The sequence below is a fragment of the Microbacterium esteraromaticum genome (assembly GCF_900163815.1).
GTDB classification, from domain to species: Bacteria; Actinomycetota; Actinomycetes; order Actinomycetales; family Microbacteriaceae; genus Microbacterium; species Microbacterium esteraromaticum_B.
On sequence record NZ_FUKO01000026.1, the window covers coordinates 1 to 13,821 of the forward strand.

General features: G+C 64.6%; 10 protein-coding genes. 9 read left to right on the forward strand and 1 reads right to left on the reverse strand.

The annotated features are described in order from the left end of the window. Positions 1 to 281: 281 nt before the first annotated feature. Positions 282 to 1,394, reverse strand: coding sequence for a DUF559 domain-containing protein (locus FM104_RS10945; RefSeq protein WP_087132283.1), 1,113 nt, complete (start codon positions 1,392 to 1,394; stop codon positions 282 to 284). Between the two features lie 353 nt (positions 1,395 to 1,747). Here FM104_RS10945 and rplM point away from each other — a divergent pair, with 353 nt between their 5' ends. The 9 genes from rplM (at position 1,748) to FM104_RS10990 (ending at position 13,821) form a co-directional block, all read left to right on the forward strand. Then, entirely contained in the window at positions 1,748 to 2,194 is a 447-nt protein-coding gene (gene rplM / locus FM104_RS10950) for a 50S ribosomal protein L13 (protein ID WP_087132284.1), read from the forward strand. Between the two features lie 26 nt (positions 2,195 to 2,220). Beyond that, a complete protein-coding gene (rpsI, locus tag FM104_RS10955) occupies positions 2,221 to 2,706 on the forward strand; it encodes a 30S ribosomal protein S9 (protein ID WP_087132285.1) in 486 nt (161 codons plus the stop codon). A 17-nt stretch (positions 2,707 to 2,723) separates the two neighbouring features. After that, positions 2,724 to 4,085, forward strand: a complete 1,362-nt coding sequence (gene glmM / locus FM104_RS10960; RefSeq protein ID WP_087132286.1) for a phosphoglucosamine mutase — start codon at positions 2,724 to 2,726, stop codon at positions 4,083 to 4,085. Between the two features lie 261 nt (positions 4,086 to 4,346). After that, positions 4,347 to 5,198 (forward strand): hypothetical protein, encoded by an 852-nt coding sequence (locus tag FM104_RS10965; protein ID WP_087132287.1) that lies wholly within the window; start codon positions 4,347 to 4,349, stop codon positions 5,196 to 5,198. 67 nt (positions 5,199 to 5,265) lie between these two features. Beyond that, complete coding sequence (locus FM104_RS10970; protein ID WP_256971624.1) at positions 5,266 to 5,679, forward strand: VanZ family protein; 414 nt, start codon at positions 5,266 to 5,268, stop codon at positions 5,677 to 5,679. 175 nt (positions 5,680 to 5,854) lie between these two features. Then, on the forward strand, positions 5,855 to 9,394 hold the full coding sequence (locus tag FM104_RS10975; protein ID WP_087132289.1) for an MSCRAMM family protein: 3,540 nt from the start codon (positions 5,855 to 5,857) through the stop codon (positions 9,392 to 9,394). A 94-nt stretch (positions 9,395 to 9,488) separates the two neighbouring features. Further along, positions 9,489 to 10,979 (forward strand): SpaH/EbpB family LPXTG-anchored major pilin, encoded by a 1,491-nt coding sequence (locus FM104_RS10980; RefSeq protein ID WP_087132290.1) that lies wholly within the window; start codon positions 9,489 to 9,491, stop codon positions 10,977 to 10,979. A 77-nt stretch (positions 10,980 to 11,056) separates the two neighbouring features. Then, positions 11,057 to 11,974, forward strand: a complete 918-nt coding sequence (locus FM104_RS10985) for a class C sortase (RefSeq protein ID WP_087132291.1) — start codon at positions 11,057 to 11,059, stop codon at positions 11,972 to 11,974. Then, positions 11,971 to 13,821 carry a DUF4012 domain-containing protein gene (locus FM104_RS10990; protein ID WP_087132292.1) on the forward strand — a complete coding sequence of 617 codons (1,851 nt, stop codon included), beginning with the start codon at positions 11,971 to 11,973 and terminating at the stop codon, positions 13,819 to 13,821. The genes FM104_RS10985 and FM104_RS10990 overlap by 4 nt, the downstream gene beginning before the upstream one ends.

Genomic DNA, 13,821 nt, shown 5'->3' on the forward strand with positions numbered 1-13,821 from the left:
CCCACGCCCCACGCCCCTCGCCCCGCGCCGGCGTCGCAAGTGGTCGCCTCGGGGGTCGGGTGCTGACCATTTGTGACTCCGCTGCGCTGGCGTCCGACGCGCGATGCGTGACGGCGTCGCAAGTGGTCGCCTCGCGGGTCGGATGCTGACCATTTGTGACTCCGATGCGCTGGGTGCCCGATGCGCGATGCGTGCTGGCGTCGCAAGTGGTCGCCTCGAGGGTCGGATGCTGACCATTTGTGACTCCGACGCGCTGGGCACCCGTGCCACGACCCGGGGCATCAGGCAGTGAGAGCCTTGTGGCGGCGGATCAGCGCGGTGCGCACGATCCCCACGGCGGTTCTCCGGCCGCGGATGTGCGTCGAAGTGAGCCGCACCACTTCCCAGCCGGCCTCCGCGTAGGCGCGATACTTCTCGATGTCGCGATTCCACTGTTCGCGGGAGGTGCGGTGGTGATCGCCTTCGATCTCGACGATGAGCCGATACCTGCGGTATACGAACTCCGAGATGCCGAGCAGGCGCCCGTTCTCATCGCGGATCTCGACGTCAAGCTCGGGAGTGGGAAGTCCAGCATCCTCCGCATCGAGCCGGTACTCCGTCTCGAGAGGCGACGCGCTGCCCGTGCGCGCTCTGGCCAGCGCCGCGCGCAGTCTCGCGACGCCCTTCTGCGGCCCGGCTTCGATGGCATCCTGCAGATCGGCGAGTGTGGCATCCGCTCGCTCCGGATGCCGAACAGCAAAGGAGTCCCGGGGGATGTGCACGATGGCATCCGCAAGAATCGTCAACTCGCGCTGAGCGAGTTCGCGGCCGAGCATCGCCCACATGGTCGCGGGAGTCATGACTGGAACACCTTTGAACTCCTCGATCTGAACGAAGCGCTCCGCGAGCCTGCGCCCTTTCACACCTTTGCCGCGAGGCGCGGTGCGCGGCGTGATCACCCCGACCTCGAGATCGTCCTTCCGGCGACGATCCCGCGCGGCGCCGAGCGGGTATCCGCGCAGCACGGCGGCACTGCGGCCGCAGATGAACGCACCGGCGGGCATCACCTGCATGTACGTGAGCACCCTGGAAAGCAGCTCCTCCGCCCGGCGGCGGCTCAGTGCGAGTGGCCCAAAGTCCTGGTCGAGTCTCTTCTTCTCGGCGGCGATGTCGGCGTGCGTCCGGCGAGTGCCGTGGAAGGGCTTCTGCAGGTCGTTGCCTCGCAGTCGTCGTCGTGTGAGCCCCTGAGCCATCGCCTGCGAAGTGCTGAAGCGGACGCCGAGCTGCGGCGGCAGGGGTGAGTGCTTCTTCGGCATGTGCTCACTCTGTGTCAGGCCGATGACCTCCAATCGCCAGGACGCCACAACCTGTGCAGAGCTTCCCGCAACCACCAAGATGTGCAGAACGAAGCTCATGCCCCGACTCTTGAGCGTCGGAGTGCCAGGTGGCCGCGATTCATCGCGCAAGAAGGCAATTCGGCACCCCGACGCGTCAAGGCACCGAGTCAAGACACCGAGGCAGGGCACCGAGGTAAGACACCGAGGCAAGGCGACGAGTCGGAGGCACCTCGCGCAGCACGAGAGGTTGGGTAGGGCAGTCGGATGCTGTAAGCTATCCCCTTGGTGCCTATTGTCCAGCTTGTCTGAGCATCGGCACGACGAACGTGAGCCCTCCACTGGCGTGTTCCCCAGTCTCCCAAAGAGACAGAGAACCACCCCGGAGTGGGATTCACGAACCTCTCCGTTCGAATCAAGAAAGCAGCACTATTGTGACGCGCACATTCACCCCGAAGGCCGGGCAGATCCAGCGTGACTGGGTCGTCATCGACGCAACCGACGTCGTTCTCGGCCGCCTGGCTTCGCACGCAGCAGCAATCCTGCGCGGCAAGAACAAGCCGACCTTCGCTCCTCACGTCGACGTGGGCGACTTCGTCGTCATCGTCAACGCAGACAAGGTCGCTCTCACGGGACAGAAGCTCCAGAAGAAGATGGCTTACCGCCACTCCGGCTACCCGGGCGGTCTGACGGCTGTCTCCTACGCCGAGCTCCTCGAGAAGAACCCGGTTCGCGCCGTGGAGAAGGCCGTTCGCGGCATGCTCCCGAAGAACACCCTGGGGCGCCAGCAGCTGTCGAAGCTCAAGGTGTACGTCGGTGCTGAGCACCCGCACGCCGCTCAGCAGCCCACGCCGTACACCCTCGACCAGGTCGCCCAGTAAGCGCCGTAAAGACTAAGGACATACTCGTGGCTGACATCCAGGACACCACCGAATTCCCGCAGAACTTCTCCACCTCGAGCCCTGAGGCCGAGGCTGTGGAGTCTGCTCCTCGCCCCGTGCTCTCCGTGCCGGGTGCCGCTGTGGGCCGTCGCAAGCAGGCTATTGCCCGCGTGCGTCTGATCCCCGGCTCGGGCACCATCACGGTCAACGGCCGCACGCTCGAGGACTACTTCCCGAACAAGCTGCACCAGCAGCTGATCAACGACCCGTTCACCGCGCTGAACCTCGCCGGTGCATACGACGTCATCGCCCGCATCTCGGGTGGCGGCGACTCCGGTCAGGCCGGCGCACTGCGCCTCGGCATCGCCCGTGCCCTGAACGGCATCGATGTCGAGAACAACCGCCCGACCCTCAAGAAGGCCGGCTTCCTCTCGCGCGACGCCCGCGTCATCGAGCGCAAGAAGGCTGGTCTCAAGAAGGCCCGCAAGGCTCCTCAGTACTCGAAGCGCTGATCCGCGCAGTTCCTTCAATGGCACTGTTCGGTACGGACGGCGTGCGAGGGCTTGCCAATGGCACCCTCACCGCTGAACTTGCGCTCAACCTGGCCCAGGCGACTGCTGTCGTCCTGGGCCAGGGCCGTATCGCCGACGCGCGTCGCACTGTCGGCAAACGGCTCACCGCGGTGGTCGCTCGCGACCCGCGGATCTCGGGTCACTTCCTCAGCGCTGCTGTCGAGGCTGGTCTCGCGTCATCGGGCGTGGATGTGCTGGATGCCGGCACCTTGCCGACCCCGGCGACAGCATTTCTGATCTCCGACATCGACGCCGACTTCGGCGTGATGATCTCGGCATCGCACAACCCAGCGCCCGACAACGGCATCAAGATCTTCGCCCGTGGAGGCGTCAAGCTGCCCGACGAGGTCGAGCAGCGCATCGAAGAGACGATGCTGGCGGGTACCAAGCTGCAGCCGACCGGTGGCGACGTGGGGCGCGTGATGCGCTTCTCGGATGCCGAAGATCGCTACGTGCTGCACCTGCTGGGCTCGCTGCCGCACCGGCTGGACGGCATCCATGTGGTGCTCGACTGCGCCAATGGCGCAGCATCCGGAGCCTCTCCCGAGGTCTTCACCAGCGCGGGCGCCAAGGTCACCGTGATCGGCGCCAACCCTGACGGTCTGAACATCAACGACGGTGTCGGATCGACTCACCTCGACAAGCTGGCTGCCGAGGTCGTGCGCGTCGGCGCCGACGTCGGCATCGCTCATGACGGGGATGCTGACCGCTGCCTCGCGGTGGATGCTGACGGCAATATCGTCGACGGCGACCAGATCATGGCCGTGCTGGCCGTGGCGATGAAGAGCCGCGGCAAACTCGTCGACGACACCCTGGTGACGACCGTGATGAGCAACCTCGGGCTGCACATCGCCATGCGCGAGCAAGGCATCACCGTGCGCAAGACCGGTGTCGGCGACCGCTACGTGCTCGAAGACATGAACCGCGGCAAGTACTCGCTGGGCGGTGAGCAGTCGGGCCATGTCATCATGAGCGACTTCGCCACCACCGGTGACGGCCTGCTCACGGGGCTGCACCTGGTCGCTGAGATGGCCCGTCAGAAGAAGACGCTGGCCCAGCTCACCTCGATCATGACGATCTACCCGCAGGTGATGATCAACGTGAAGGACGTCGACAAAGACGCCGTTTCGGATCACTCCGCTGTGCAAGACGCGGTCAAGGCCGTCGAGGAAGACCTCGGTGCATCCGGTCGCGTGCTGCTGCGCAAGTCGGGAACGGAGCCGCTCGTGCGGGTGATGGTCGAAGCAGCGGATGCTGAGACAGCCAGTGCCCATGCGGAGGCCCTCGCCTCGGTCGTGCGTCAGCACCTGGCTCTGTGACAGCGGGTTTCTGAGTCGCGGACCGAGCGTTCAGCGTCCGCAATGTCGTCGGCGCGATCTACCATCGTGAGCATGAAATCCCCGTGGCCGAACAACAGGCTGAAGAGCTTAGGTCGGCATATTCGCGACGAAACGCCTATACCTCCTGAGTTGCCGCAGTACGACGAGGTCATGCTTTGGTACAACGATGTCGCTGCGGAGGTCCAGCGGTCGATCGAGACACTGGATTGGAAGCCGCTTCTGGGGAATCGCCCCTAGGAGGTGACCTCACGTTCAAAGACGCTAGATACGCTTCGACAGAAGCTGCAACGTGATTCGGGTACGCCGCTGCCATCAGTCCAGGACGTGGCTGGAGTGCGCTTCGAAGGCGAGATGTCGCTGGATGAGCAGGATGCGGTCGCACACGCCATTGCGGGAATGTACGGACAGGATCCGTCAAGCGTCAAAGACATGCGTGCGCAACCTCACAGTGGCTATCGCGCTGTGCATGTGTGGTTGCGGCTGCCAGCTCGCGTCGAAGTTCAGGTACGGACGCATATGCAGGGTGCGTGGGCCAACGTGTATGAGGCAGCGGCAGATGTCTTCGGACGCGATATTCGGTATCGAGTTCGTCCTGATGACCCCGTGCAGCGCAACATCGTCGACTCGCTGCAGAGCCTTTCCGTCGTAGCGACCGCCAAGATGGAGGAGGAGCGCAACAGCAAGGCGCGCGAGCTACTCAGGCTGCAGGAATATGCCGATGCCGGATCTCCGATCTTCGACAAACAGGTGCGCGATAGACTGGAAGCCGAGTGGAAGCGGGGACGCACTTCGGAGAACGAGTTTCGAGATGCGCTCCGCAAACTTCATGATCAGTTCAGAACAATGCAAGGGGGGCCGGTGACAGTGTCGGGATTCGTTATCGAGTACTACCGTCCCACTGGCGTGCACCGAGTGCATGAGTTCCCGGGTGCAGAGGGTTACCGGGATGCGATGCGATACCGGCTGCAGCTCGAAGGCGAGCGGACTGACTCTGACTGGGAGATCGTCTCTCTCAACAGTTCATCGCTCGAGGCGTTGAAGAGTACTCACTCGCGCTATTTTGCTGTCGAGGACGAGCGGCAGTCAGCGTGAGGCTTGCCGCGGTTGTGCGTCAGCACCTGGCTCTGTGACAGCGGGGTCGTCGAGACGTGACGCCGCGGTGCCCCGGTGGCGCCGCGCGCCCGGCTGGGTGGCCGTCTATGGTGTTGCTCTGGCGCTGATCGCATTCTGGCCGGAGCCGGTGGATTCCAGTGCGGGCGCGCTGCTGCGGTGGATCACCAAGACGGTTCCTGGGCTGACCTACGCGCGAATCGAGTTCGGGTCGAACATTCTGCTGTTCGTGCCCCTGGGCATCGGACTCGCTCTGCTGATGCCGCGCTTACGCTATCTCGTCATGCCGATCGCACTGCTGGTATCGCTGGGGATCGAGGCCGCACAGGCGATCTTTCTTGCCGCTCGAACCCCGAGCATCTACGACATCGTCGCGAACGTCTCGGGCGCGTGCCTCGGGCTCGTCATCATCGTCGCCGCGCAGGAGTGGCGAAAACGCGCGCGAAATCAATCGCTTAAATAACGAACCAGTAACGATAGCTGCGGGGGTGTAGGTCGCCAATGCTCCCCATGCACTAGCGTTTGAGTCGCATCGATTCAACTCCCGAGTGAACGATGCGCAACTGGGGCTGGAATGTCGTGACCATCGTGGGGATGGTTATCAGCGGCAGACCAGAAATCTAGGGTTTGGGGACCCAATGGGGATTTTTTCTGCGACGAAATTTGCGCGCAACGCGCGCATCGCCGCAATCGCTGTACTCTCGTCGGCACTGATGTTCGGTGGGGCCAGCGTTGCTCTTGCCGAGGGCGCGAATACGCCCGACGTGTCTCCGTCCACGGAGCCGACGGCGCCCGTTGCCACCGAGCAGCCCGCAGAGCCGCAGGCTCCTGCCGAGCAGCCGCCAGCTGAGCAGCCGCCCGCCGAGACACCGCCACCGGCCAAGTCGACGCCCCCCTCCGAGCGGCCCGCGCCTCCGGCCGAGGCCACGCCGCCGGCCGAGCAGAGCACCCCGCCTGCTGAGCAGCCAGCGCCTCCCGCTGACGATGCAGACGAGGCCACCCAGTCGAGGAAGGCCGAAGTTCCTGCACTGCGCTGGCAGGCAATCGACGCCGAAGGCCGCATCGTCGCGGGCACGACGCTCACCCTGCAGGGCCCTCGCGATGCCGACGTCACCGATCGCGGAAACGACGAACAGTGGGCAGATTCCCCCGAGGCAACTGTGCTCGACAACGTCGGTCAGGCCAATTACGACGGTGCTGACCTCGACCCGGCTCCCGGCCTGTTCCGCATCGAGAGCTTCGCCGACGATGACACCCCTGACGTCTCTGTTCCGGTGGATGTCGCCTTTGACTACCGGGTGCGAGTTCTCGAGGCAGATGGTTTCTTGACGGCGGATGCTACGGACTGGGCCTCGCTTACCGTTCTCACCGACGACACGGTGAAACCGACGGACGTAACGCTTCAGGCTGCGCCCGCCGCTCGGTCAAATGATGCGATCGTCACCCCGATGCTCGTCGGTCCTGACGGCCCGGGCGTCACCAAGCCTTATCTCTACTGGGAGGTGCGCGACACCACCGGGAACGCGCTGCGCGGCGGTGCGACTCTTGAGGTGCAGGGCCCTCGCACATCCAATTACAACTGGTGGCGCGGTGAATACAACGTGAAGTGGAACTCGTCGGTCACCGTGACCGACTGCGTCTCCACACCCTGCACCGGAGCCGATCAGGATCCGGATCCGGGCGAGTTCCTGGTGATGAACATCGGGTCGCACCGCGTGTCCGATAGCAACCGCTATCGGGTTCGCCAGCAGACCGCTCCGGCCGGATACACCTTTACTGACACGAACAACGACTGGGTTACGATCCCGGGCTCGCGCAACACGCCCTCCGGCTGGACCGCCGACGGCACCTACGACTTCGGTGACTTCATGGTGAAGAAGATCCCGCCGATGTCGCCGGTTTGCACGGCCGGACAGATCTACGGCGTCACCGCGGCAGGACAGCTCCGAGCGATTTCGTCAGCGGGCGTTGTGACACCCCTCGGAACGAAGGCCTCGGGTGTATCGATCTTCAATGGTCTCGGCATCGGCAGTGGCGGCTCCCCCGTGTACGCCATAGAGCGAACAGACACGAGTGGCACCGCCCAGAACGCGACCGTGTGGGTCTACAACACGACGACGGGCGTCTGGGCCACGACGTCGCAGAGCACGAGCAGCCTCGGCGGCAACAGCGGAACGAACATGGTCGGTGGGGCCGTCGACCTGAAGACTGGTCTGTACTACTTCGGCGGTTTCACTAGCGACGGTGACTTCAAGGTGTACCAGTACAACCCCAGCGCCGCGACCAAGATCAAGTTCAAGGGGACTATCGTCACCGAGAGCAACTCCAGCGCTAACGGCGATATCGCCTTCAACGCGAACGGCGACCTCTTCGTCGTGCACGGAAATGGCAATCAGACCACCATCTACAGCGTCACCGCCGCGAACCTGGCAGCAGCCAATGGTGGCAACATCGCCTCATCGAAATCCGCAACGGTCACGACCATGACTGACGTCAACGGTGTCGCTTTCGACTCCGCCGGCCGCGCCTACCTCGGCAGCGGCTCGCAGATGAAGTCTTTTGCAATGCCGGGCTTCACTGGCGAGCAGAACGTGGTGACATCCGGGCTGGGCACCAGCGACCTCGCTTCGTGCTCTTCGCCAGCGACGATCACCGTCCAGAAGTTCGTCCAGGGGGGCCGGGTGAGCAGCGGCGACCAGTTCAAGCTCACCCTCTCTCAGGGCACGACCGAGTTGGGCACGGCGGTCACAACCGGTAGCGCGGTCGGCCTGCAGAACGAACAGGTTGGTCCTCAGCCCACGGTGCGGGGCGTCACCCTGTCCTTCAAGGAAGCGGCGGCGGGTACGACCGTCCTCAGCAACTATGTGTCGAGCTGGACTTGCCTCGCTGACGGTGAGCCGATGAGCAACGGTCAAGGCACTTCTGGGAGCGTCACGATTCCAGCGAGTGGCGACGTTATCGAATGTCGCATCACGAATGCCCCGTTGATCGCCACCGTGAACGTATCCAAAACGGTGCTCGACACCAATGGCGAGAATCCTCAGCCCGGCGCGGGGTGGACAGTAGGTGCGGCTCCCTCGCTCGCAACGATCGTCTCGACGCCGACGGGAATCACGCAGTCGACGAATGCTCAGGGCAACGCAGCATGGTCGCTGAAGTTCAAGAATGCGGCTGATAAGACGAATGTCTCTGTGTCAGAGGTTCAGAAGCCTGGCTACGAGTTCGTCAGCGGACAATGCCTGATCGAAAGCCTTGACGGTAGCTTCACTGAAGTTGACCTTCAGGGGCCCGCCGCGCAGGCCTTGACCGACATCAAGCCCGGCGATGACGTCGATTGCGCCTACGTGAACAAGAAGATCCCTGGCTCGATCTCCTGGCAGAAGGTCACAAACGACACCCCGGCTACCAACATCGGCGGCAGCACGTGGACTGTCCAAGGGCCCGACATCGCCGGACCTACTGCGACCGTCGCAGACTGCGTCGGCGCGAATGCGGCGGCGTGCGCAGCATCCGCTGACAAGGACCACCGCGCCGGGTACCTGCAGGTCACCGGTCTCGCCTGGGGCACCTACACGATCACCGAGACCATCGCGCCCGACGGCTTCGAGCTCGACACCACGCCGCGCACCGTCATCGTGACGGCAGCGAATGCGCAAGCCGGCGCCACGATGAACCCGGTAGTCAACGTGCGCAAGCTCGGCACGGCCGGATGGACGAAGGTCGCAGACGGCACGACGACCCTTCTCGGAGGCTCGGAGTGGACAATCACCGGCCCCGGCTTCACGGCGCCGAACAACGTGATCGTCGACTGCGTCGCTGCGTCGGATGCTGAATGCACCGGCCTCGACAAAGATTCCGACGCCGGCGTGTTCAAGATCACCGGGCTCGCCTGGGGCTCCTACACGATCGTCGAGACAGCGGCACCCTTCGGCTACATCGTCGACTCGACGCCACACACGTTCACCATCGATAAGACGACGGTGGGTGCGGCCATCGCACTCGGCGCCTTCGAGAACTCGCTGGGGACCCCGCCAACCCTGCCGCTCACCGGCGGACTGGGCGGCGACTTCTACTCCTTCCTCGGACTCGGCGTGCTGCTGCTCGCCATTGCACTGCTGATCACTCGGCGTGTATGGCTCCGCCAGGCATCCCGCGACGGGGGCGCGATGAGCCATTGATCTAAACCTCCGAAACCCGAAACCGGATTTTTCACACTCATATTCACATTCACTTCGGCTGCTGGGGCAGCAGAAGACCAGAAAGAAGGAAAGCATGAACACCAAGAAGAGGCCACTGGGGCGGCTCGCATCGGGAGTAGGCGTCATCGCCCTCGTTGCGGCTGGGCTCATGGGTGGCGCGAGCATGGCAAGTGCCGCAGCAGCACCGGGTCAGGAGGGGGCTCCCGATGCAGGAACCCTCATCGTCCACAAGTACGCGGGCTCGCCCACGTCGCAGGACGCGCCCGACGGCACCGAGCAGACGGTAGACCGTCCGCCGCTGGCAGGCGTGACGTTCGTCGTCACTCCGGTCGGCAAGGACACCGGCAGCGGCTGCGTCGCGCTCGACCTCGGCACCGCTGCCGGATGGACCGACGCGCAGGCAGCGGACGACAGCATGCCGCCCGCCGCTCCGTACTGTCTCGTGACGGCGGGTGCCACGACGCAGATCACCAATGGCTCGGGAACAGCAACGTTCGCGGGACTGCCGCTCGGGCTCTACCACGTGAACGAGACCAATGCACCTACGGGCGTCACCCCTTCGGTGGAGTTCTACGTCAGCATCCCGTACGCGAGCACCAACAACGGTGTGACCGACTGGCTGTACACGGTGCACACCTACCCGAAGAACACCCTGACTGGTGACGGAGACAAGACGGTCGGCGACCCCACCGCGCCGGGCCTGGGCTCGACGGTCCCGTGGACGCTCACGACCAAGCCGATCGGATCGTTCAACGACGGTCAGAAGCTGACTTCGTTCAAGATCATCGACCGTCTCGACGCGAAGCTGACCTACTCGGCGACGCCGGCCCCGGTGCTCACCTACACCGAGCCCGGTGGCTCGGCGCAGACGGTGCCTGCGGCCAACTACACGCTGACCCCTCCGGCGGGTGCTGGTGGCGACGTAGTCGTCGACTTCACCAACCTGACGTGGCTGAACGAGCGTCCGGCCGGCACGATCTTCACGTTCACCTTCAGCACCACGGTGACCGGCGTCGGCAGCATCCTGAACACGGGCTTCCAGAACTCCGGTGGTGACGATGTCACGCTCGGTGAGGCGAGCACGCAGTGGGGTCCGGCTGAGGTTCTGAAGCACCAGGCCGGCGACAAGACCAAGACGCTGGCTGGCGCCAAGTTCTCGGTCTTCAACTCGCCGAACGGCACCGACTGCACGGGCACGCTCGGTGCGGCACTGACCGTCAACGGTGCGACCGAGTTCGAGTCGAATGCCAGTGGCATCGTCACGATCGCGGGTCTATTCGTCAGCAATGACGAGTCGATTCTCGAAAAGGTGTACTGCGTCGTGGAGACCCAGGAGCCGCTCGGCTTCATCAAGGACACCACGCCGCACATGATCACGGTGAAGGCCGAAGGCACGGCGACGACGACCGCGCACATTGAGGTGGCGAACACGCCGGTTCCCGGACCGATCCTGCCCCTCACGGGTAGCAACGGCACCCTGTGGTTCACCGTCGGTGGAATCGCGCTGATCGTGATGGCCGCAGGTGGATTCCTGATGGTGCGTCGCACGCGCAACCACAGCTGATCTGGTGACGATCACCGCCTGACACGGAGGGCGGGAAGGCATTGACCTTCCCGCCCTCCGCCATGAGAGGATGCAGCATGATCCCGGTGCAGACGCCCGAGGCTCCGCGGCACGAACCCGCAGCCACCCGACGGTGGCGTATGCCCTGGGGGCTGTTCGCGGTGATGATGGTGATGCTCACCGGCGTCGGCCTGATGCAGTACCCCGACGTCGCCGGGTGGTTCTCGCAGTACTACCAGTCGCAGCTGATCGTCGACGTCTCGAGCGAGCTGCAGCAGGAAGATCCGCCGTCGCTGGCCGCTGAAGTGCAGCGGGCGCACGAGTACAACGACCTGCTCGAGAGCGGCGCGTTGCTCGCTCCGAACGCGAACAAACCCACCTCCGACGCGGCCGAGGTCAGCCGCTTCGAGTACGACGGACTGCTGCGCGCCACGCCGACCGGTGTGATGGGGCGCCTTCGCATCCCGTCGATCGACGTCGATCTGCCGATCTATCACGGCACTTCCGACGCCACGCTCGCGAAGGGCGTCGGCCACCTCGAGGGCACGTCGCTCCCCGTCGGCGGAACGTCGCAGCATTCGGTGCTGACCGCGCACCGTGGTCTGCCGGAAGCGACGCTGTTCAACGATCTCGACAAGGTGTCAAAGGGCGACCGGTTCACGATCGAGGTGTTCGGCGAGGTGCTCACCTACGAGGTCGTCGACACCCGCGTCGTCGAACCCGACGACACCGACACGCTGCGCGCTGTCGCCGGTGAAGACCTGGTCACGCTCGTCACCTGCACCCCGCTGGGCATCAACACGCACCGCTATCTCGTGACGGGAACGCGGGTCACCCCCACGCCCATCGAAGACATCGAACATGCCGGCGAGCAGCCCAATGTCCCCGGCTTCCCATGGTGGGCGGTGATCATCGGCGCCGCACTGCTGCTGGCGATTGTGCTCGTGGTGCGTGCAGGATTCCCTCGGTCTCGCAACTCTACGATTGAGGAATGACGACGAGAGCCGAGCGCCGTGCCGAACGCACGCGCCGACCGCTGCTGCGCAGCTATCGCTTCTGGATTCCGATGGGAGTCGTGCTGCTGCTGCTCGTGATCGCGATCGTCGGCGCCATTGTCGGCAAGCACGTGTACGACCGTGCGATGTCGGCGAAAGGTTCGCTGGAGAAGGCGGTTCCGCTGGCATCTCAGGCGGCGGATGCTGTGCTCGACGGCGACACCGAGAAAGCACAGCAGCTTTCTGGCCAACTCGCCGCACTGACGACCGACGCGCGTGAGCAGACTGACGACGGCGTGTGGAAGAGCGTCGAGTGGGTTCCCGTGGCGGGACCCAACCTCTACGCGGTGCGCACCGCGGCCGCCGTCACCGATGACCTCGTGCGCGATGCACTGACGCCCGCCACCGCCCTGTCGCTTGATGTGCTGAAGCCGAAAGACGGCGCGATCGATCTCGCCGGCATCACCGAGATGCACACGATCGTCGGGCAGGCGCAGAAGTCGGTGGATGCTGCCGCGCGCGACCTCGCCACGATCGACCGTGATGCACTGATCTCGCAGGTGAGCGGCGCGATCGGCAAGCTCACCAGCGCCGTCGACGAGCTGCAGCCGATGCTCGGCCCGGCATCCGACATTCTCGGTGTGCTGCCGCAGGCGCTCGGAGCCGACCAGCCGCGCCACTACCTGATGATGTTCCAGAACAACGCCGAGTCGCGCGGCACCGGCGGCAACCCGGCAGCGCTGGTGATGATCGATGTCGACAAGGGGCGCATCAGCATCGGCCAGCAGGCATCGAGCAGCGATTTCGACAACGGCCGTGCCGAACCGATCACGGCGCTGAACCCCGAGACCCAGGCGCTGTACGGCGACAAGATCGGCCGGTGGATCATGGATTCCACCCTCAGCCCCGACTTCACCGAGACGGCCGACATCGTGCGCGCCTGGTGGGCCGAGCAATACGGCACACCGATCGACGCGGTCGCCTCGTTCGACCCAGTGGCGCTGAGCTACCTGCTCGGAGCGACGGGCCCGGCATCCGTGCCGAATGAGCAGACAGAGATCAAGGGCCGCACGATCAACCTGCTCACCGAGCCGCTGACACTCACGGCCGAGAACGCCACGCCGTTTCTGCTCAACGAGATCTATTGGAAGTATCCGATCCCCGCCCAGCAGGATGCCGTGTTCGCAGCATCCGCTCGTGCCGTCTTCGACACCGTGACCTCGGGCAAGGCCGAACCGAAGGCTCTGCTCGAGGCGCTCACCCGCGCAGTCGATGAGGGCCGGCTGATGTATCAGCCGGCGAACGAAGACGAGGCAAAGCTCGTCGGCGAGACCGAGCTGGCGGGCAAGCTGCCCAGTACCAACAAGAACTCGACGATGCTCGGCGCGTACGTCAACGACTTCACCGAGGGCAAGCTCGACTATTACATGCAGCTCGACCTCGTCGCGGAGTCCACGCAGTGCGCGGCCGCGAACGACCCGTCCTTTTCACTCAGCGCCACGCTGACAAACACGCTGAAGCCCGAGCAGGTCGCCGATCTGCCGTCGTATATCTCTCCGGGCCGCTTCTTCGACAAGGGACGCGTCGCCACGAATCTCGTGCTGTACGGTCCGGTCGGCGCCACCACGGCGAAGGTAACGGTCGACGGTACCGAGCTGGCGGCTAAGACACTCCCGCACCTGGGGCGCCCAGCGGTGCTGGTGCCGATCTACAACAACCCCGGTCAGAAGCACACGGTCACGGTCGAGTTCGCAGGCGACGCGGGCAAGTACGGTCCGCTCGATGTGCGCCACACGCCAATGGTGCGCGAGACCCACGTAGAGATGGATGCCGCCGGCTGCCAGTGA

Coding starts and splice junctions, on each gene's coding strand:
- FM104_RS10945 (WP_087132283.1), bottom strand. CDS start 1,394: ATGAGCTTCGTTCTGCACATCTTGGTGGTTGCGGGAAGCTCTGCACAG.
- glmM (WP_087132286.1), top strand. CDS start 2,724: ATGGCACTGTTCGGTACGGACGGCGTGCGAGGGCTTGCCAATGGCACC.
- FM104_RS10975 (WP_087132289.1), top strand. CDS start 5,855: ATGGGGATTTTTTCTGCGACGAAATTTGCGCGCAACGCGCGCATCGCC.
- FM104_RS10980 (WP_087132290.1), top strand. CDS start 9,489: ATGAACACCAAGAAGAGGCCACTGGGGCGGCTCGCATCGGGAGTAGGC.
- FM104_RS10985 (WP_087132291.1), top strand. CDS start 11,057: ATGATCCCGGTGCAGACGCCCGAGGCTCCGCGGCACGAACCCGCAGCC.
- FM104_RS10990 (WP_087132292.1), top strand. CDS start 11,971: ATGACGACGAGAGCCGAGCGCCGTGCCGAACGCACGCGCCGACCGCTG.